This is a genomic window from Luteibacter sp. TLI7-4A, from assembly GCF_056754745.1.
Map to the genome: position 1 here is coordinate 2,072,023 of NZ_JBPGWO010000001.1, position 19,751 is coordinate 2,091,773.

16 protein-coding genes are annotated in these 19,751 nt (G+C 65.8%); 10 read left to right on the forward strand and 6 right to left on the reverse strand.

Features of this window, described 5'->3' with window-relative positions:
- Positions 1 to 65 precede the first annotated feature (65 nt).
- Entirely contained in the window at positions 66 to 2,294 is a 2,229-nt protein-coding gene (locus tag ACR9Y6_RS09155; RefSeq protein WP_481281005.1) for a DUF5916 domain-containing protein, read from the reverse strand.
- A gap of 80 nt (positions 2,295 to 2,374) precedes the next feature.
- On the reverse strand, positions 2,375 to 3,262 hold the full coding sequence (locus tag ACR9Y6_RS09160) for a LysR family transcriptional regulator (protein ID WP_481281006.1): 888 nt from the start codon (positions 3,260 to 3,262) through the stop codon (positions 2,375 to 2,377).
- Positions 3,263 to 3,376: 114 nt separating this feature from the next.
- Here ACR9Y6_RS09160 and ACR9Y6_RS09165 point away from each other — a divergent pair, with 114 nt between their 5' ends.
- Both ACR9Y6_RS09165 and ACR9Y6_RS09170 read left to right on the forward strand, forming a co-directional pair.
- Positions 3,377 to 4,795: an aldehyde dehydrogenase family protein gene (locus ACR9Y6_RS09165; RefSeq protein WP_481281007.1), complete on the forward strand. Its 1,419-nt coding sequence runs from the start codon at positions 3,377 to 3,379 to the stop codon at positions 4,793 to 4,795.
- A gap of 62 nt (positions 4,796 to 4,857) precedes the next feature.
- On the forward strand, positions 4,858 to 5,772 hold the full coding sequence (locus tag ACR9Y6_RS09170; protein WP_481281008.1) for a peptidylprolyl isomerase: 915 nt from the start codon (positions 4,858 to 4,860) through the stop codon (positions 5,770 to 5,772).
- 198 nt (positions 5,773 to 5,970) lie between these two features.
- Here the strand turns inward: ACR9Y6_RS09170 and ACR9Y6_RS09175 are convergent, their stop codons facing one another.
- From ACR9Y6_RS09175 to ACR9Y6_RS09185, 3 genes are all read right to left on the reverse strand, one after another.
- Positions 5,971 to 6,822, reverse strand: a complete 852-nt coding sequence (locus tag ACR9Y6_RS09175) for a DUF3014 domain-containing protein (protein ID WP_481281009.1) — start codon at positions 6,820 to 6,822, stop codon at positions 5,971 to 5,973.
- 210 nt (positions 6,823 to 7,032) lie between these two features.
- Positions 7,033 to 10,485 carry a methylmalonyl-CoA mutase family protein gene (locus tag ACR9Y6_RS09180; RefSeq protein WP_481281010.1) on the reverse strand — a complete coding sequence of 1,151 codons (3,453 nt, stop codon included), beginning with the start codon at positions 10,483 to 10,485 and terminating at the stop codon, positions 7,033 to 7,035.
- 101 nt (positions 10,486 to 10,586) lie between these two features.
- Positions 10,587 to 11,453, reverse strand: a complete 867-nt coding sequence (locus tag ACR9Y6_RS09185; RefSeq protein ID WP_481281011.1) for an alpha/beta hydrolase — start codon at positions 11,451 to 11,453, stop codon at positions 10,587 to 10,589.
- Positions 11,454 to 11,605: 152 nt separating this feature from the next.
- Between ACR9Y6_RS09185 and ACR9Y6_RS09190 the strand changes: the two genes are divergently transcribed.
- The 4 genes from ACR9Y6_RS09190 to ACR9Y6_RS09205 all read left to right on the forward strand — a co-directional run bounded on the left by ACR9Y6_RS09190 (position 11,606) and on the right by ACR9Y6_RS09205 (position 14,955).
- Positions 11,606 to 11,947 (forward strand): YXWGXW repeat-containing protein, encoded by a 342-nt coding sequence (locus ACR9Y6_RS09190; protein ID WP_481281012.1) that lies wholly within the window; start codon positions 11,606 to 11,608, stop codon positions 11,945 to 11,947.
- A gap of 191 nt (positions 11,948 to 12,138) precedes the next feature.
- Positions 12,139 to 13,242 carry a Glu/Leu/Phe/Val dehydrogenase dimerization domain-containing protein gene (locus tag ACR9Y6_RS09195; protein ID WP_306851397.1) on the forward strand — a complete coding sequence of 368 codons (1,104 nt, stop codon included), beginning with the start codon at positions 12,139 to 12,141 and terminating at the stop codon, positions 13,240 to 13,242.
- 177 nt (positions 13,243 to 13,419) lie between these two features.
- Entirely contained in the window at positions 13,420 to 13,632 is a 213-nt protein-coding gene (locus ACR9Y6_RS09200; protein ID WP_481282711.1) for a cold-shock protein, read from the forward strand.
- A 48-nt stretch (positions 13,633 to 13,680) separates the two neighbouring features.
- A complete protein-coding gene (locus ACR9Y6_RS09205; RefSeq protein WP_481281013.1) occupies positions 13,681 to 14,955 on the forward strand; it encodes an NHL repeat-containing protein in 1,275 nt (424 codons plus the stop codon).
- A gap of 17 nt (positions 14,956 to 14,972) precedes the next feature.
- Here the strand turns inward: ACR9Y6_RS09205 and ACR9Y6_RS09210 are convergent, their stop codons facing one another.
- Positions 14,973 to 15,107, reverse strand: coding sequence for a hypothetical protein (locus ACR9Y6_RS09210; RefSeq protein WP_481281014.1), 135 nt, complete (start codon positions 15,105 to 15,107; stop codon positions 14,973 to 14,975).
- Positions 15,108 to 15,671: 564 nt separating this feature from the next.
- Here ACR9Y6_RS09210 and ACR9Y6_RS09215 point away from each other — a divergent pair.
- From ACR9Y6_RS09215 to ACR9Y6_RS09230, 4 genes are read left to right on the forward strand one after another with little or no spacing between them, the layout of a single operon-like run.
- Complete coding sequence (locus ACR9Y6_RS09215; RefSeq protein ID WP_306851401.1) at positions 15,672 to 15,941, forward strand: acyl carrier protein; 270 nt, start codon at positions 15,672 to 15,674, stop codon at positions 15,939 to 15,941.
- Between the two features lie 8 nt (positions 15,942 to 15,949).
- The gene (locus ACR9Y6_RS09220; RefSeq protein ID WP_481281015.1) at positions 15,950 to 16,747 is read left to right on the forward strand and encodes a glycosyltransferase family 2 protein; all 798 of its coding nucleotides are present in this window, start codon (positions 15,950 to 15,952) and stop codon (positions 16,745 to 16,747) included.
- Complete coding sequence (locus ACR9Y6_RS09225) at positions 16,735 to 17,343, forward strand: outer membrane lipoprotein carrier protein LolA (protein WP_481281016.1); 609 nt, start codon at positions 16,735 to 16,737, stop codon at positions 17,341 to 17,343. The genes ACR9Y6_RS09220 and ACR9Y6_RS09225 overlap by 13 nt, the downstream gene beginning before the upstream one ends.
- Complete coding sequence (locus tag ACR9Y6_RS09230) at positions 17,340 to 19,751, forward strand: MMPL family transporter (RefSeq protein ID WP_481281017.1); 2,412 nt, start codon at positions 17,340 to 17,342, stop codon at positions 19,749 to 19,751. The genes ACR9Y6_RS09225 and ACR9Y6_RS09230 overlap by 4 nt, the downstream gene beginning before the upstream one ends.

Consider the following 19,751-nt stretch of genomic DNA (forward strand, 5'->3'; position numbering starts at 1 on the left):
CTCCATGAGCCGTCCCTGGCTGGAGGAATGCCACAGCGGATGTGAAGCGGGCCTCTAAGCCCCCCCTAGAACTCCAGGCGATAGGCCACCTTCACCAGTCCCTCGTTCACGTCCTTGAGGCTGAAGCCACGACGGAACTGGGAATCGACATCGTCGTTGGTGTCGTCCATGTATCCGCCGCGGTTGTACACGATGTACAGGTTCGACAAGGGCGCGATCTCGTAACGATAACGAATCTGGAAACCGAGGTTGGCGACGCCCAGATCGTCCACCGGTTCGTCGCTGGGCACCGCGCCGCCCGTGGGCGTGATCTCCAGGCGCTGGCGCAGTTTCGCGCCGACCGCCAGGGTCTGCAGCTTGACGCGCAATTCCTGCTTGTTGCCCAGGTTCCAGTTCACCCCGCTGTCGATGCCGACGGTACGCCCATCGAACGCGCCGACCAGGTTGTCGTGCTGCCAGATGAGCCAGTTGGGGTCCCACTCGTAACTGGCGCCGGCGAACACGCTGAAGGCGTCGGTGATGAAGTACGTGGGCGTGAACTTGAAGTAATAGCCCAGGCGGTGGTAACCGGTGAGCTGGTTGCCATTGATGAAGCCTTCCGCTTCCCATGCCCAGCGGCCGATGCGTGGCCGCTCGCGTTCATAGGTGAGCTTGGCCGTGGGCGGCGTATGCAACGCGTTGCCGCCGCGGGTGAGCAGGTCGTCGTAGGCGGATGTGAACGCGTCCAGCCGCCACACTTCCTCGCCGCCGTCGCGGCGCTGGCTGTCACGCAGGATGCGGAAGCGGCGATGCACGACGCGCCCCTCGGTGTTGTCGAGCGCCGAGATGCGGTAATGCCACATGTGCGAGGTGTATGCCGAGTCCTCCGGCAAGCCGGTGACGCGCTGGCGCACCTCCCAGTGCAGGTATTCCATATCGTTGCGCGGCAGGTAACCGAAGTCGTCGATGTCCAGGCGGCGGCCGAAGTACATGCCCAGCCATTGCTGGCTCCAGACATCGTTCATTTCCCAGAACGCGATGCTGGTCGCACCGAGGCCGGAGCTGTCCGCGCGCGGCTGGTCGATCTTGCTGCCGACCACGTTGCTGGTGATGGAAAAGGCCGCGTTCGGTTGCCAGCGATGGTCGAAGCCCAGCACGTTCGCGTCGCGGTCGAGGTAGGGATGGTTCACCCGCGTGGCGAGCATGCCGAAGGTTTGCGTGCCCACGTTCTGGCTGAGCCGGAATGCACCGAACGTGCGCCCGGCATCGCCCTTTTCCTGCGCGGTGAGGATGCCGTAACTGGTCGAACCGACGCTGCCGTTCACCTTCACCGCGGCCGAGATGTCGGCCGCGCCGTGGCCATCGTCCGAGGCGCCACCGACACGCCGCGTATAGACCAGCTGCGAATCGTCGTCGAGCAGGCTGAAATCGAAGATGCCCTGGTTCTCAGTGAAGAAGGGGCGCTTGTCGGTGAAGAAGGTTTCCTCTGGCGAGAAGTTCACGACGAGGTCGTCGCTCTCCACCTGGCCAAAATCGGGATTGATCGTCGCCGTGAGCTGGGTCTGCCCGTTCGGCTTCCAGATGATGTCGGCACCCTGCTCGAAGGACGTTCCGCCATGCGCACGGTCCACCTTGCCCACCACGTAGGGCGTGACGGCGAACAGCGCCTGGGAATACGCCGGCAGTTCCACGCGCTGGAAGTTGGACAGGAAGCGGCCGTTATCGAAGCTTACCGCCGGCCATGCCATGCGCTCGCCGGTGCTGCCGATCACGCGGTCGATGTACAGGCCGATGGTGCGTGTATCCCCGTTGGCCTTGCGCATCGGCGCTATGTACCAGGGAATCAGCACTTCCACCGAGTAGCCTTCCGCGTCCTCGCTGACCGCGTGGTCCCAGCGCCCGTCCCAGTCGTAGCTGAAGTCGGATTCGTTGGTGATCACCTCGTCCGCGACACCGCCTTGCGACTTCACCTCGAAGTCATAGCCGACGCGGCCATCGGCATCGAAGTCGACCATCACGTTGATGCGGTCGACCAGGGCGTTCTCGTCGCGCCGGGCCTGCTGGCGCGAGCGGGGGATGTCGGCCGACTGGGTCACGCGGATCGCCACGGCCAGGCCTTTCGGTGTCGACAGCACCCAGGCCTCCGTGGGCTGGCTGCCAGGCTTGCCTGTCTTGGGCTGGGTGTCGCGGAAATCGACGATGTGTTTCGCACCCGCCCATTCGGCGGGATCGATGTGGCCATCGATCGTCACCTCCGCATGCACGGCGGCGCTGGCGACACAAAGGAGGGTGAACAGGGCAAGGCGATGGCGCATGGACGATCCGGGTCGTGGAAACTTACGGAAAGGATGCCTCCGGCGTCGCAAAGGTTTGCCATGACCCTTGGCCCATGCGCTCAGCCCGTCTCCCTGATGAGGTCGACCAGGGCGCGCAGGGCCGCTGGCACGTGGCGTCTTCCGGGGTAGTAGAGGCAAAGGCGGTCGAAGGGTGGCGTCCAGTCCTCCAGCACTCGTTCGAGGCGGCCCGCGGCGAGATCGTCCACCACGTTGAACTCGGCGAGATAGGCCAGGCCGAGGCCGGCCCGTGCCGCTTCGAGCATCAGCTGCGGCTCGTCGAGGGTCAGCGTTCCGCCAACGTCCACCGTCGATGCTTCACCGTGCCGCTCGAACTCCCAGTGATAGATGTGGCCGGCGGGCATGCGCGCGCGAATGCCGGCATGCCGGGCAAGATCCGCCGGGATCACCGGCCGGCCATGCCGCGCGAAGTAATCCGGCGACCCCACGACAGCGAAACGCACCGGGGGCCCCAGCGGCACGGCGATCATGTCGCCAGGCACCGTGTCCATGGTGCGGAATCCGGCATCGAAGCCTTCGCGCACGATATCGATCAGGCGATCCTCGGTGACGAGGTCCAGGCGCACTTCCGGATATCGCCGAAGGTAGGGAATCAGGTACGGGCCCATGACGCGGCGAGCCGCGCCGACCGATGTATTGATGCGCAAGCTGCCGGTCGGGGTTTCACCGTGGTCGCTGATCCGTTCGATCGCGCCACGAATATCGGCGAGGGCCGGGCCCACCTCGGCCACGAACCGCTCCCCTGCCTCCGTGAGCCGGACGCTACGCGTGGTCCGGTGGAAGAGCCGCGTGCCCAGTCGGGATTCCAGCGAGGCGACGGATTGGCTGAGGGCCGACGTGGACATCTCCAGCGACGCGGCGGCGGCGCGGAAGCTTCCCTGCCGGGCCACGGCGAGCACGGCTTCGAGTTCGGTGAGTCCTGGGCGCATTATCCGTCTCTGCTTAATAAGTTATTTCGTTTTATCCGTCTTATCAGATTAATGCAGCGACCGCACCCTTGGAAGGCGCCGCCCACGTCGGAGCGGCTTTCCGAGGATTTCCCCATGCATGCGATCGATCACGTCTATATCGACGGCGCCTTCGTCACCCCGCACGGCGACGAGCGCTTCGAACTTTTCAACCCCGCCACCGAGGAAGTCATCGGCACGGTCCGGCTGGCCGATGCCGAGGATGCCCGCCGCGCGATCGCGGCGGCGAAGCGCGCCTTTTCCACGTTCTCCAGGACCACGGTCGACGAACGCATCGCCCTGCTCCAGCGCATGCACGACGCGATCGTCGCCCGCGAGGACGAACTCTTCGCCGCGATTCGCGAGGAATACGGTGCGCCGGTATCGCGTGGCAGCTGGATGACCGGGCACGCCTCCAGCGTGTTCCTCGATGCCATCGCCACGTTGCGCGACTTCGATTTCGAGCGTCGCATGGGGTCGTCCACGGTGATGATGCAACCCGTGGGAGTCGCCGGCCTCATTACGCCATGGAACAGCAATGCCGGCTTTATCTGCGGAAAGCTCGCCGCCGCGATCGCCGCGGGATGCACGGCGGTGATCAAGCCGAGCGAGATGAGCGCGCTGCAGACACGTATCGTCACCGAGGCCTTGCACGAGGCCGGAGCCCCCGCCGGCGTGTTCAACATCGTGACCGGCCGGGGCGACGTCGTGGGCGCGGAGATCGTGGGCAGCCCCGATGTCTCGAAGATCTCCTTCACCGGATCGACGGCGGTGGGCAAGGGCATCGTTCGCGCGGGCGCCGAGACGTTGAAGCGCGTCACGCTCGAACTCGGCGGCAAGTCACCCAGCGTGGTTCTCGACGACGCCGACTTCGCGCAGGTGGTGCCACTGACGATCATGGCGGGCTTCAACAACAGCGGGCAGGCCTGCATCGCGGGCTCGCGCATCCTCGTGCCGCGTTCGCGACTGGCCGAGTTCGAAGCCGTGGCGAAGGACGCCGTCGATGCCGTCGTCTCCGGCGATCCCAACGATCCCGCCACCACGGTGGGCCCGATGGTCAGCGCGAAGCAATGGCAACGTGTGCAGGGTTATATCCGCAAGGGTGTCGAGGAAGGCGCTCGGCTGCTCGCCGGCGGCGAAGGCCGGCCGGCCGGTTACGCGCGCGGATGGCTCGTTCGCCCCACGTTGTTCACCGACATACGCAACGACATGGCCATCGCCCGCGAGGAAATCTTCGGGCCGGTGCTTTCGATCATCGCGTACGACGACGAGGAAGATGCGATCGCGATCGCCAACGACACGCCGTACGGGTTGCAAGCCTACGTCTTCTCCAGCGACACCAGCCGTGCACGCCGCGTCGCCTCCCGCATCGATGCGGGTCGTGTCATGGTGAACACGCTGGCCCACGACCCGAAGGCGCCGTTCGGCGGTTTCAAGCAGTCGGGACTGGGACGCGAGTACGGCCGCTTCGGACTCGAGGCCTACCTGGAACCGAAGGCCATCCTGGGTCTCTAGCCATGGCGGGAGCGAGCCGGGCTCTGCTAACGTCGCCTGGCCAACCACACCTTGGGGATCCCATGCTCGCTCGTACCTGCCTCGTGCTCGCGCTCGCCCTCGCCCTGCCCGCCGTGGCGGAAGAAGCCAAGAAGACGCCCACGCCCAAGGAGCTGCTGGCGAAGTCGACACCGGCGGAATGGCGCACGCCCGATCCGCAAAACCTCGTCTACATGGACCTGCCGCAGGGCCGGGTGATCATCGAGCTCGCCCAGGACTGGTCGCCCCTGCACGCGGCGAACATCCGTACGTTGATCCGCGAGCATTACTTCGACGGCACCCAGGTGATCCGCGTCCAGGACAACTTCGTCACGCAGTGGGGCGATCCGGATGGCGACGACAAGAAGAAGGCGAAGAGCCTGGGTACGGCGAAGGAAACCCTGGCCCCGGAGTTCACCCGCAAGGATGGCAAGGCCTATCCCTTCACCAGGCTTCAGGACGGCGACGTCTATGCACCCGAGGTCGGCTTTTCCGATGGCTTCCCTGTCGCCCGCGATGGCAAGGGCGAGGCCTGGATCACCCATTGCTACGGCACGGTCGGCGTCGCGCGCGATACCGGTGCCGAGACCGGCAACGGCAGTTCGCTCTACGCGATCATCGGCCAGGCGCCGCGCAACCTCGACCGCAACCTCGCGGTCGCAGGCAAGGTCATCAAGGGCATGGAGATCCTTTCCGCCTATCCGCGCGGCGGCGAACCGATGGGCTTCTACGACAAGCCGGAGCAACGCGTGACGATCAGGAGCGTACGCCTCGCCGCGGATGTTCCGGAAGCAGAGCGCACGCCGATACAGGTGCTGCGCACGGACAGCAAGACCTTCGCCGCCGTGGTCGAGGCAAAGCGCAACCGTCAGGATGCGTTCTATACGCGACCGGCCGGGAAGATCGACCTGTGCAATATCAACGTGCCGGTGCGCGATCCGTCGAAGAAGGCGCCCTGACGGGCGCATCGCCGACAAGGTCGGCTCCCACCGGGCTAGCTGTTTCCGGCTTGCCCTGGTGCGAGCCGACCCTGTCAGCCCCAGCCTCTGGTGGGAGCCGACCCTGCCAGGCCTAGGCTCCGGTGGGAGCCGACCTTGTCGGCGACGCCCCTGGACTTCTGTGGGAGCCGACTTTGTCGGCGATGCTTTCCTGCGGCGCTACCGCGAAGTCGGCCCCTCATCACCCACCGGACCCGGCGCCTCCGGCTGTGCAACCACCGCCTCTCGCAAGGCCCGCAATTTCGCCTTGAGCTTCGCTTCGTTCTCAAGCCCCACGCGCATCATGAACTTTTGCCCGACCGACAATTGCTCCAGCGCGGGGTTCGCATACACATACCCCTCCTTCGCGGGAATCAGCTGCTGGTTCCCCTTCGGTTCGGGCGCGGCGAGCAAATGGTCGATGACCTCGACCAGGCGGTCGTTGAAGTACCCGTTGGTCCCGAGGTCGCGGTAGGCCTGCTGGAACAACGGATAGTTACGCTTGTACCAGGCCGCCGCCGCGTTCGGATCGATCCGGTCCGCGACGTACATATAGGTGGCATAGCGTTCGGCATTCTTCTTCGAGGCGACGAAATTGCCGTCGTCCGACACGACCTGGAAGCGTCCCGTGGGCGTGCGCAGGGGCACGACATTCATGCCGACACTCTGCTTCGGCAAGGCGTCGATCGTGGCCACCATCCGCGAGACGATGGCATCGGTGCGCAACAACGACTTGAGTGCACCATCGCTGGCCAGCGCCAGCAGGCCGGCGAGGATCTCGTCATCGCTCTGGTCCAGCGGCGGCAGCGATGCCGTGGACGCCTGCGCCGGACCGCCGATGGGATGCTGCGGCAAGGTCGCATCGTGCACGGCTGTCGATGATGCCGACGACGATCCGGCAACGGCGAACGGTGGAGCGGATGCGGCTTCCCGCGCCTGCTTTTCGCGATAGACGAACACGCCGACGACCACGGCGATGGCCACGACCAGCAACGCCGCGACCCATTTCGAACCCGATGACTGTCTGCTCAACCTGCTGCTCCCACAAAAAACCAAGCCCCCATGGGACTACGAACCGCGCGTCGAGTTCAAATCCGACGGACGGAGTCGCGTCGCGGCGATCCGGTGGAAGCCGACCCTGTCGGCGATCGGGTGCTAGCCGCGACCTGAATCGCCGACAGGGTCGGCTCCCACCAAAGCGGGGTGGGCTCCGCCGGAGCGGAGCGGCTGTGGCTTGCGGGGTTACATGTTGCGGCGGTACTCGCCGCCCACGTCGTACAGCGCGTGGCTGATCTGGCCGAGGGAATTGTTCTTCACCGCTTCCATCAATTGCTCGAACACGTTGCGGCGTTCGCGGGCGGTCTTCTGCAAGACCTTGAGGCTCTCCGGCGCGAGCCGGTTGCGGGCCTTGCCATAAAGCAACACATTGTCGATCTGCTGGCCTTTTTCTTCTTCCGTGGAGCGGATCAGTTCGATCTCGGTGGCGATCTCGCCGCCGTGGTCCTTGGGCAGGAAGGTATTGACGCCGATGAGCGGGAGCGAGCCATCGTGCTTCTTGTGCTCGTAGTACATCGACTCTTCCTGGATCTTTCCGCGCTGGTACATCGTGTCCATCGCGCCGAGCACGCCGCCACGCTCGCTGATCGCCTCGAACTCCTTGTATACGGCTTCCTCGACCAGGTCGGTCAGCTCGTCCACGACGTAGCTGCCCTGCCACGGGTTCTCGTTGAAGTTGAGTCCCAACTCGCGATTGATGATCAGCTGGATCGCCACGGCGCGACGCACGCTTTCCTCGGTCGGCGTGGTGATGGCCTCGTCATAGGCGTTGGTATGCAGGCTGTTGCAGTTGTCGAAGAGCGCGTACAGGGCCTGCAACGTGGTGCGGATGTCATTGAACTGGATCTCCTGCGCATGCAGCGAGCGGCCGGAGGTCTGGATGTGGTACTTCAGCATCTGGCTGCGCGCGCTGGCACCGTAGCGCTCGCGCATGGCGCGGGCCCAGATGCGGCGGGCGACGCGGCCGATCACGGTGTATTCCGGGTCCATGCCGTTGGAGAAGAAGAACGACAGGTTCGGCGCGAAATCATCGATCTTCATGCCACGCGCAAGGTAATACTCCACGATGGTGAAGCCGTTCGACAGCGTGAAGGCCAGCTGGCTGATCGGGTTGGCACCGGCTTCGGCGATGTGGTACCCCGAGATCGACACCGAATAGAAGTTGCGTACCTTGTGGTCGACGAAATACTGCTGGATGTCGCCCATCATGCGCAGGGCGAACTCCGTGCTGAAGATGCAGGTGTTCTGCGCCTGGTCTTCCTTCAGGATGTCGGCCTGGACGGTCCCGCGCACGGTCGCCAGCGTATACGCCTTGATCCGGGCGTAGGTTTCCGGATCGACCACCTCTTCACCCGACACGCCCAGCAGGCCGAGCCCGAGGCCATCGTTACCCTTCGGCAGGTCGCCGTTGTAACGAGGGCGGTTGCCATCGGGGTACAACTCGGCGATCCGCGCGTTGGCCATCTCCCAGCGCGAGGCGTCCTCGTTGAGGTACTTTTCCACGTTCTGGTCGATCGCGGTATTCATGAACATGGCGAGGATGATCGGCGCCGGTCCGTTGATCGTCATCGACACCGACGTCGAGGGCGCCGACAGGTCGAAGCCCGAATAGAGCTTCTTCATGTCGTCCAGCGTCGCGATGGACACGCCTGAATTACCGATCTTGCCGTAGATATCGGGGCGCGGTGCCGGGTCCTCGCCGTACAGCGTGACCGAGTCGAACGCCGTGGACAGGCGTGCGGCGGCGCCACCCAGCGAGAGGTAATGGAAGCGGCGGTTGGTGCGTTCCGGCGTGCCCTCGCCAGCGAACATGCGGGTGGGATCCTCCCCCGCGCGGCGGTACGGGAAGACGCCACCCGTGTACGGATAATGCCCGGGCAGGTTCTCGCGCATGAGGAAGGACAGGAGGTCGCCCCAATCCTTCGTCTTCGGCGGCGACACTTTCGGAATCTTCTGGTGGCTCAGGGATTCACGGTAGTTCTCGACGCGGATGACCTTGTCGCGCACCTGGTATTCGTTGAATTCTGCGGTGACCGATTCGAACCGCGACGGCCACTCGCGAAGCAGGTTGATGGCCTCGCTGGAGAGTTCACGCACCGCCTCGTTGTAGCGCTGGCGCAGCGTAGCCAGCGACCGGTCGCCGTCGACGACGAGCAGGTCGTGGTCGTAGAGGTCGAAGGCACGCGGCAAGGCATCGTCGCCGATGTCCTTGAGCGACTCGTAATAGTGCTGCGCCTTGCTTGCCGCTTCGGCCTGCCTGGCGATCGTCGCGTTGACGCCGCGACCCTGCTCGGCGATCTCGGCCAGGTACCGGACGCGGTTGCCCGGGATCAGCACCGTCGCCCGCGGCTCGCGCAGGCGGGTGTCCAACTCGGGGGTCCATTCGCCGGCCGGCAGCGAGAGCTTCTCGCAAAGCAGGCGGCACAGGTTGGCGAACATCCAGGTGACGCCCGGGTCGTTGAACTGGCTGGCGATCGTCGGATACACCGGCACCTTCTCGTCGGCCAACTGGAACGCGGTACGGTTGCGCTTCCATTGCTTGCGCACGTCACGCAACGCGTCTTCGGCGCCTCGCTTGTCGAATTTGTTGAGCACCACCAGCTCGGCGAAGTCGAGCATGTCGATCTTCTCGAGCTGGCTCGCCGCGCCATATTCGCTGGTCATGACATAGACCGGGAAATCGACGAGATCGACGATCTCCGAATCGCTCTGGCCGATGCCGGCGGTCTCGACGATCACCAGGTCGTACGCCTGGGCCTTGAGGAAGTCGATGCAATCGTGCAGCACGATGGAGGTCGCGGCGTGCTGGCGGCGCGTGGCCATCGACCGCATGTATACGCGCGGGCTGCGCAGCGAGTTCATGCGGATGCGATCGCCCAGCAATGCGCCGCCGCTTCGCCGACGGGTGGGGTCCACGGCAAGCACCGCGATGCGCATCTGCGGGAAGGCATGCAGGAAGCGCAGCAGCAATTCGTCCACCACCGAGGACTTGCCCGCGCCACCGGTGCCGGTGAGGCCGAGCACCGGCGTCTTGCCGGCGGCGAGCTTCCACGCCTTGCGCAGGCGCGCGAGTTCTTCCTCGGCGAACCGGTCTTCCTCGATCGCCGAGAGCATGGCACCGATGGAGATCTCGTCCTCGACGGAGGTGGCCGGCGGTGCCGCTTCCACGCGCCGCTTCACCGCGGCGCGGGTACGCGACATCACGTCCTCGATCATCTCGGTGAGGCCGAGCTTCATGCCGTCGTTCGGATGGTAGATCCGTTCCACGCCATAGGCCTGGAGTTCCTTGATTTCTTCCGGCGTGATCGTGCCGCCGCCTCCGCCGAACACACGGATATGGGCGGCGCCGCGCTCGCGAAGCATGTCGACCATGTACTTGAAGTACTCGACGTGGCCGCCCTGGTACGAGGACAGCGCGATCGCGTCGGCGTCTTCCTGCAGCGCCGCGCGGACCACGTCTTCCACCGAGCGGTTGTGACCAAGGTGGATCACCTCGGCGCCCTGGCTCTGGATGATCCGGCGCATGATGTTGATGGCCGCGTCGTGGCCGTCGAACAGGCTCGCCGCCGTGACGAAACGCAGCGGCGTCGCCTCCGCGTCCGTGCTGCTGGCGGGGATGTGCTTGGGCTGCGAACTCATGGAAACTCCGGGGAAGACCGACAACGGTGGGGAACCCGTCGATTCTACTGCGGAGGCGCCGATGGCCTTTGGTGCGGTGCAGCGCAGGCGCCGCGATGAAATCAGTCCGCCAAGAACGCCAACGAGGCCGCCACCACCGCTTCGTCGTCCACCACGCGGCGATGGCCGAGGCGGTCGGTCTTGAGCAACCTCGCCCCCGGCCAGAGGCTGGCATACAGCTCACCCTCGCCCACCGGCACGTCGCGATCAGACACGTCGTGCACGACCAGCAAGGGCTGGGCCCGCTTCGGTGCGTGGTGGCGGATGTGCAGATCGTCGATACGGACGCCCGTGCGCTCCGCAAGCACATCGTGCAATGCCGGCCTCAGGTGTTCGCCCAGTCGCACGAAACGCGCGAATCGTCGTGTCGCCGCCTGCGGATCGGCGGCGGGCGCGATCAGCACGACACGCTTCGCGGTCCATCCCTGGTCCAACGCCAGCGTGACCGCCGCGCCACCCAGCGAATGGGCGACCACACCCTCGGCATCGCCGTAATGGCGCCCTATCGCGCCTACGGTACGGGCGAAATCGGGCAGCGTGCACAACGTGCCTCCACTATGCCCATGTCCTGGCTGGTCGAAGGCCACGGCAGCCCAACCACGGGCGAGAAGGCGAGCCGCCCAGTTTTCCCAGCGCAAGCCCATGCTCGACCACCCGTGCACCAGCAAGACGTAAGGCTGCGTCGACGGATCGCCCCAGACATACGTGGCGATCGGGATGCCGTCGACCTCCACAGGCTCCCGGCGGGCCGTCATCGCCGCCAGGGCGCTTGCCGCGCGCTCGCGGCTGCTGGGCAGCGGCGTCTGGAAGACCCGCGCCGCATGGACGACGGTCCGCTTGGGAAAAAGGCGGCCGCCAAGCCGATACGCGACACGGATGCCCAGCAGGGTCGCGATGGTGCGGACGCCGAAGCGGCGAGGAGGTTTCATGGGAGAACCGATCAGGAGGGCCGGCTGGATTATCCCGCATCCGGGCTTTTCACGAACCTGAACGCTCGCATCGGGCGGTGGTCAACCCTGGCCCCGGAGCTCGCGTTCTGGCGCACGAATCCGCATCCGCGGACGTCCCGGAGGAGCAAGAAATGACGACCCTGACCCGCACCCTCGCCGCCGTCGCCGCCCTCGGCCTGGCTGTCGGCGCCGCGAGCTTCACGCCCCCCGCCGCCGCAAGGGAATATGTGTCGGTCACCGTGAGCAACCGTCCGCCGCCGCCGCGCTTCGAGCGCGTTCCGCCGCCCCGGGTGGGCTACGTATGGGCGCCCGGCTACTGGAACTGGGCGGGCGGGCGCTATGTCTGGGTAGGCGGCCACTGGTACGCGGGGCGCCCCGGGTACGTCTACCGGCCGCCGGTCTGGCGCCCCTATGGCCACGGCTGGCGGATCGAACGGGAGACATGGTACCGGGATCCGCACTGGCACCGCTGAGGCCGTGCTGCGCCGCACCTACACTGAGCGCCGCAACGGTTTAAACTAGGCAGCTGACACGACATATCGCCCCCGCCTCGCAGGCCGGGGCGATTTTTTTGGACGGTCACAATCATCCACCGGTGGTCCCCACCGCCGGTTTTCACCTAGAGGGCGGTGCTGCTGCCGCTTGACACTGGAGTTAGCGTTCGATGATTTTCGAAACCATCGCCAACACGGGCCACGAAGAAGTCGTCTTCTGCCATAACAAGGACGCGGGCCTGAAGGCCATCATCGCGATCCACAACACCGTGCTTGGCCCGTCCCTGGGCGGCCTGCGCATGTGGCCGTACAAGACCGAGCAGGACGCCGTCAACGACGTGCTCCGCCTGTCGCGTGGCATGACCTACAAGAACGCGGTGGCCGGCCTGAATCTCGGCGGCGGCAAGGCCGTGATCATCGGCGATCCCTCCAAGGACAAGTCCGAGGCGCTGTTCCGCGCCTTCGGTCGTTTCGTCAACTCGCTCAACGGCCGCTACATCACCGCCGAGGACGTGGGCATCGACGTCAACGACATGGAATACGTCTACCGCGAGACCGAATACGTCACCGGCGTGCACCAGGTGCATGGCGGTTCGGGCGATCCCTCGCCGTTCACCGCGTTCGGCACCCTGCAGGGCCTGATGGCCGCGCTGCAGAGCAAGCACGGCAATGAAGACGTCGGCAAGTACAGCTACGCCGTGCAGGGCTGCGGCCATGTGGGCAGCGAGTTCATCAAGCTGCTGCGCGAGCAGGGCGCGAAGGTGTTCGTCACCGATATCAACAAGGACGCGGTGCAGCGTTGTGTCGACGAACTCGGGTGCGAGGCCGTGGGCCTGGACGAGATCTACGACGTCGACGCCGATGTCTACAGCCCGTGCGCCCTTGGCGGCACGATCAACGAGCAGACGATCGACCGCATCAAGGCGAAGATCATCTGCGGCGCGGCCAACAACCAGCTCGCCACCGACGCCATCGGCGACGAAGTCGCACGTCGTGGCATCGTCTACGCCCCGGACTACGCGGTGAACGCGGGTGGCGTGATGAACGTCTCGCTGGAGATCGACGGCTACAACCGCGAGCGCGCCATGCGCATGATGCGCACGATCTACTACAACGTCGGCCGCATCTTCGAGATCTCCGCCCGCGACAACATCCCGACCTACAAGGCCGCGGACCGCATGGCGGAAGAGCGCATCAGCGCCATCGGCAAGATCCGCCTGCCCCACATGGGCAACGGCGCACCGCGCTTCCAGGGCCGCATGCGCGGGCAGTAAGCACTACGCATAATGGGCAACGAAGAAGCCGCCGGCGCGATCCGGCGGCTTCTTTCGTTTCGGGATTACGCCATCTGGACGGGTGCCCTCGCCTACCGGCGGGGCGAGGCCGGGCATACGCTGGATGCGGCGGTTACATTCGAGCCCGCCATCGACAACCCAGGGAGTGGATGCATCATGAACAACGGAAGGCAGAACGGCACGGTCAAATGGTTCAACGACGCGAAGGGATTCGGCTTCATCGCGCCGGAAACGGGTGCCGATGTTTTCGTGCACTACCGATCCATCCAGTCGCCGGGTTTCAAGTCCCTGAAGGAAGGACAGAGGGTGTCGTTCATCGTGGTGCAAGGCCAGAAAGGCTTGCAGGCCGACGACGTACAGCCCCTTTGAAGATGGATCGCGGCACATGAATGGAATGGACGGCCAGGGAGCGACGCCGTGAATGGCAATGCATCGAAAACACGTTCGAACCGGGCCGGCGGGCTGGACCCGACGTTCGGCGACAACGGAATGACCGTCCTTTCCGCCCCCGGATTCGACCTGATGAGGGCATACGGCGTCACCAGCGACACGCGCGACGACACGGTCTATGTCTCGGGCAGTTGCATTCGCACGGGCAAGGATGAGAACAGCGCCTTCGTGATGAAACTGCGTGCCGACGGGTCCGTCGATGCCAGCTTCGGCACCGAGGGCCTGAGCCTGGTAACTCCGGCGATCGGAGCGGAGGCCGTACATGTTTACATGCACCCGACCGGCAATATCCTCGTGCACCTGACGACGTCGCTGAAAGACTCGATCGTCCACGCACTCGCGATGGTGGATCTCCAGGGCGTTCGTGACGAGACGTTCGGGAACGGCGGCCTGGCTGTCCTGGACATGGAATTCCACGCCCTCATCCACGCAACGGTGACCCCATTGGAAGACGGGCGCATCCTGGTCGTGGGCAAACGCCGACACAGGCAGAACGCGAAGATCGAAGGCGTCATCCTTCGATTGCTGGCCAACGGGCAATGGGATATGACGCTGAACGGGGGAGGCATACTCCCTCTGAGCAGCTTCCCCGGCCAGGTGGAAGAAGAGAATGTCCAGTGCGGTCATGCCCAGGGTCACGCTTTCGTCGTGGCAGGCCAATACGCCGGCATGTTGCTCGTTCGCCGCTACTTCGATGACGGAAGTATCGACGGTTCATTCGGCGTCGACGGGAACTTCGCGATACCGATCAACACCGAATCCGGTCACACCGCTGTGGGCTCCCTCGACGACCTCATCCCCGCTGACGAAGGGGCGTTCATCGTCGTCGGCATGAATGCGGTCCCCGAACAGAACCATGAACTTCGCGGATTCCTTGCCGGCGTGGACTCGACGGGTCAACCGAACCGCGCATTCAATGACGGCGAAATTCTCTACACCACGGCGGCCGTGAGCCCTTCGTGGCTGAAGACGGGCGGATTCGACAGCGAGGGGCACCTCATCGCGGTCGGTAACCGTGGCGGCCTGATCTCCGATGGCATCCTGATCGGCCGTTACCTCGCTTCCGGAGCCCTCGATACCTCGTTCGGTGACCTGGATGGCTTCGTGTTCTTCAACGAACCAACCCATACCGAGATCCGTCGTGGGTTCGCGATGCAAGGCGAGCGGGGCATCCTGGTGTCGGGCCAGATCTCGGGACTGGATGGCTCGCGTGCAATGGTGATGCGATTCGTGAATACCTGAAGCGCCACGGCTGGCGTTCAGGGCACCGCGGCGACCAGGTTCGTGGCTGTCACGGCGGCCGACGGCGCGGTCACCATCGCGCCCAGGGTCAAAAGGCAGGTCAGGACGGCGGCGACGAAGAAGGTTTTCAGCATGACGGTCTCGAATTTCATGGTCGTTCTCCAGGACGATGGATGAAGAGGTTTCGAGAGTGGTATCGCAAGGGCCGTGCCAACCGCTGCAACGGGCTGGAAGGCGCATTCCACGGGGCTTCGTGCGGAGCGTCCGCGATACCGGTACGTGTCCGCGGACGGTACGGCGTCCGGACGGCCACCGCGTCCGGACGCACCCGAGGTTGGCAAGGAGCCAGCGGAGCCGGCCTGGTGGGAGCCGACCTTGTCGGCGATCCCGCGGCAGCGGGCCAGACTGAGGCAAGCACTCATCGCCGACAGGGTCGGCTCCCACCCAGGCCGGCTCCTATCAGGGGCGGCTTCCACTCCGGGCGGTTCGCACCGCCCCCATGTTCCGGGCTTCGATCTGCTACACTTTCCACACCCGGGCACTCTTGTAAGGCTTTGCCTACACGGTGCTTTTGGGTTCAGGGGAATGCCGCCGGATGGCGGCGACAACCAGAGCATTCCGATCACCTTCGTCGCCTCGATGGTGGCGCTCGTTTCCGTTTGCCCTCTCGGGCGCGGGCCTGCGCGACCCCGGGGATGAAATGGACTTACCGAGCTATGAGCGCGATCCCAGCTGAAACCTTTACCTCCGACGACGTCCTCGCTCGCCTCCGCTCGGTCCTGCACGAGACCTTCGAGATCGACCCGAGCAAGGTGACTCCGGAAGCCAATCTCTTCACCGATCTCGAACTGGACAGCATCGACGCGATCGATCTGGCGATCCAGGTCCAGGACATGACCGGCACCCGGATCAAGCCCGAGGACTTCAAGAGCGTGCGTACGGTCGGCGACGTCGTCGCCACCGTGCAGTCACTGCTCACCCGCTGAGCGGACCGATGGCGGGCAGGCCCGGACCGCGCGATGCCGCGGCGCGCTCCTTCGCGCCCTGCGCCGTCGTACCGATCTACAACCACGGCCGAACCATCGCCGCCACGGCGAACGCCCTGGCGGCGCATGGCTTGCCCGTGCTGATCGTCGATGACGGCTCGAACGACGAGACACGCCACATCCTCGACGCGCTGGTCACCGGCCGCGACGAGCTTCGCCTGATCCGCCTGCCCGAGAATGCGGGCAAGGGCGCCGCCCTCACCGCCGGCTTCCTCGCCGCGCACGCGGCCGGTTACAGCCATGTGCTGCAGATCGACGCCGACGGGCAGCACGACACCGCCGATGTGCCGCGCTTCCTCGCCGAGGCACGCGCCACCCCGGAGGCGATGATCTGTGGCAAGCCGATCTACGACGACACGGTGCCGCGCGCGCGCCTGTACGGCCGTTACCTCACGCATGCCTGCGTGTGGGCCGAGACGCTTTCGTTCGACATCCACGATTCCATGTGCGGGTACCGCCTTTATCCCCTCGCCGAGACATCCGCCGAAATCGCGCGCAAGCCGCTTCCGGCGCGCATGGATTTCGACACCGAGATCGCGGTGCGGCTTTTCTGGCGCGGCGTGCCGGTGCGTAACGTGCCGACGCGCGTGATCTATCCGGAAGACGGCCTGTCGCACTTTCGCATGTGGCACGACAACGTCCGCATCACCGCCATGCATACCCGCCTGTTACTCGGCATGCTGCCACGCATGCCACGCCTGCTCCTTCGCAGGTTGGGCCGGAGGAACCCCCGATGCGCCGCCTGATCGTCCTCGCCGCGCTGTTCTGCGCGTTCGCCGCCCGGGCCCAGGTGCCCGCCGCCGTGGACGACATCCTGGCGCAACTCGCCCGGCACGCCCAGGTGCGCGCCACGTTCACCCAGAGCCGCGAGAACCCCGCGCTGGCGGAGCCCCAGGTCAGCCATGGCGAACTCCTGTTCGTCGTCGGGCACGGCATGCTCTGGCACACACGCGAGCCTTTCGACGACAACCTCGTGCTCACCACGGATGGCACCTCGCGGCTGGATGCTCAAGGCAGGCTCGAACGCGTTCGCGACGGCAATCGTGGCGTCAGCCAGGTCTCGGCGATGCTGCAGTCACTGCTCGCCGGGCAATCGACCGAGGCCATGCGCCAGTTCAGCGTCACCAAGGAGGGCTCGCCGGAACGCTGGACCTTGCGATTCGCACCGCGCCAGGCACGCATGGCCCGCGTACTGGCCGGCATCACGCTGAAGGGCGACGCCTTCCTGCAGTCGATCGAGGTCGAGCTCGCCAATGGCGAACGCACCCACATCGCCTTCTCCGACACGCGCGACGCGGGGCCGCTTACCCTGCTCGAAGCCAAGGTGCTCGGCGTCCCATGAGGCAGGTTCCGACCGCGGTGCGTGCCGGCTTGTTCGCCTTCACCGCGCTGGCGGCCTGCGTGCTGTGCGCTTGGCTATTGTTCGGCCGCGGCGTCTCCCCACTGCAGACCGACCTGCTGGCCATGCTGCCAGCCACCGAGCGCCATCCCCTGGCGGAAGACGCGGTGGAACGGCTGGCGAAGTCCAGCGGGGACCGCATGGTGCTGCTGGTGGGCAGCGCCGACGACGGCACCGCCAAGGACGCCGCGCGCGAGCTGGGCGCCACGCTAAGCAACGATCCCGCCTTCACCTCGGTCGTCGCCGAACTGCCGCCCTTCGACCTCGACCAGCTCGTCACCCCGTTCCTGCCGTTCCGTTTCCACCTGCTGACGGCGGAAGATCGCGCCGCCATCGCGGCGCCGGGCTTCGATCCCGTCGCCGCGCTGAAGCGGCGGTTGAATGAACCTTTCGGCGCGAACGCAGGCGCGAAACTCACCGACGATCCCTTCGGCTGGCTGCAACACTGGCTCGACCGCCAGCCATGGAACCGCGCCGTCCTCGTGCCCGAGGACGACCTGCTCGTCGCGCATCGCGACGACGGGAGCCATGTCCTGGTGATCGCCACGCTCAACGGCTCGTCATACGACGACACCGTGCAGCACCAGGCGCTGGCGGCGCTGGCCAAGGCCGAAGAGGCCATGGCGGCGAAGCATCCTGATGCACGACTGCTGCGCACCGGAGCGATCTTCTATGCCGCCGCGGCGCGTGCCGGCGCGGAACGGGATACGCATGTGGTCGGCATCGCCTCGTCGCTCGGCATCGCGGCCTTGTTGCTGTTCGTATTCCGCTCGCTCCGGCCACTGCTGATCGCCTTCGTCTCCACCGCGCTCGGGGTGGTCGGCGCCATCGTCGCCACGGTGCTGGTGTTCGGCCAGTTACACCTGCTGACCCTAGTCTTCGGTGCGGCGTTGCTGGGCGAAGCGGTGGATTATTCGATCCAGTACCTTTGCGCGCGTGCCAACGCAGGCCAGGCATGGAACGCCGGGCACGGCGTGCGGCAGGTCCGCCCGGCGCTGCTGCTGGCACTGGCCACCTCCCTGCTGGGTTACGCGCTGCTCGCGCTCGTACCCTTTCCCGCCTTGCGGCAGATGGCCTGTTTCGCCATCGCCGGCATGACCGTCGCCTGCGCCAGCGTGTTCTGGCTGCTGCCGGTGCTGGCGGCGAAGCCGGCACGTGCACCGCTCGCCCCTTCCCTGGTGCGGCTGGCGCTCGGCTGGCAGCGCATCGCCTCGGGTCGCCACGCCCTCGTGGCCATCGCCGTGCTGGCGCTGCTCGCCCTTCCCGGCTGGCTGCGCCTCGGACACGACGACGACATCCATCTGCTCATCTCGCCGCCGCGGTCGCTCGAAGCGCAGACGGTCGCGATCCGTGACATCGCCGGTTTCGGTGGCGGCAGCCAGTTCTGGCTGGTGGAAGGCAAGGACACCGAGCAGGTACTGCAACGCGAGGAAGCACTCACCGGTCGCCTGGGCAAGTGGCGGGATGACGGCAAGCTCAGCGGCTGGACCAGCGTGACCACGATGCTGCCCTCGATGAAACGGCAACGCGACAACCTGGCCGCCGTCTCCCATCTCTTCTGTGGGAGCGCGCCTGCGCGCGAATCGGACGAAGCAGGAAGTGCGCCGATAATCGCGGACGAATGCCATGGCAAGGTCCGCTCCGCCATGGTGACGGCGGGCTTCAAGGCCGAGGCGGCCGACGCCTACGAGGCCACCTTCCCGGGCAGGGCGTTCACCCTCGACGACTGGCTCGGGACGCCCGCATACATGCCCTTCCACTACCTGTGGATGAGCGGGGAGCATGGCACCGGCAGCATCGTGCTGCCGCAGGGCCAGGACGACGTGAACCTGCTGCGCACGGCCGCCGAAGGCCTGCCCGGCGTCTCGCTGGTCGACAAGCCCGCCGGCATCTCCCTGTTGTTCGGCCGCTATCGCGGCTACGCGGATATCTGGCTGGGCGCGGCATTGGCGCTGGTCGGCCTGGCCTTCGCCTGGCGCTACGGGCCACGGGCCGCCTGGCGCGTGCTCCTGCCACCGGCCGCCGGCATCGTCTTCAGCGTCGCCGCGCTCGGCTATCTCGGCCAACCGCTCACCTTGTTCCACATCATGGCCTTGATGCTGGTGCTCGGCATCGGCGCGAACTATGCCGTCTTCCTCCGCGAAGGCGAACCCCATGCCGCCCATGTTCCCGGGGCCGCCTACGCGGGCGTGCTGCTATCGGCCGTCACGGCCCTGCTCTCGTTCGGGCTGCTCGCGCTCAGCACGATGCCCGCCCTCCGGCATTTCGGTCTTACCCTGCTCCTCGGGATCGGCTTCACCGCGCTGCTGGCACCGGTAAGCGTCCCCGCACCAAAGAAATCCAACGCATGA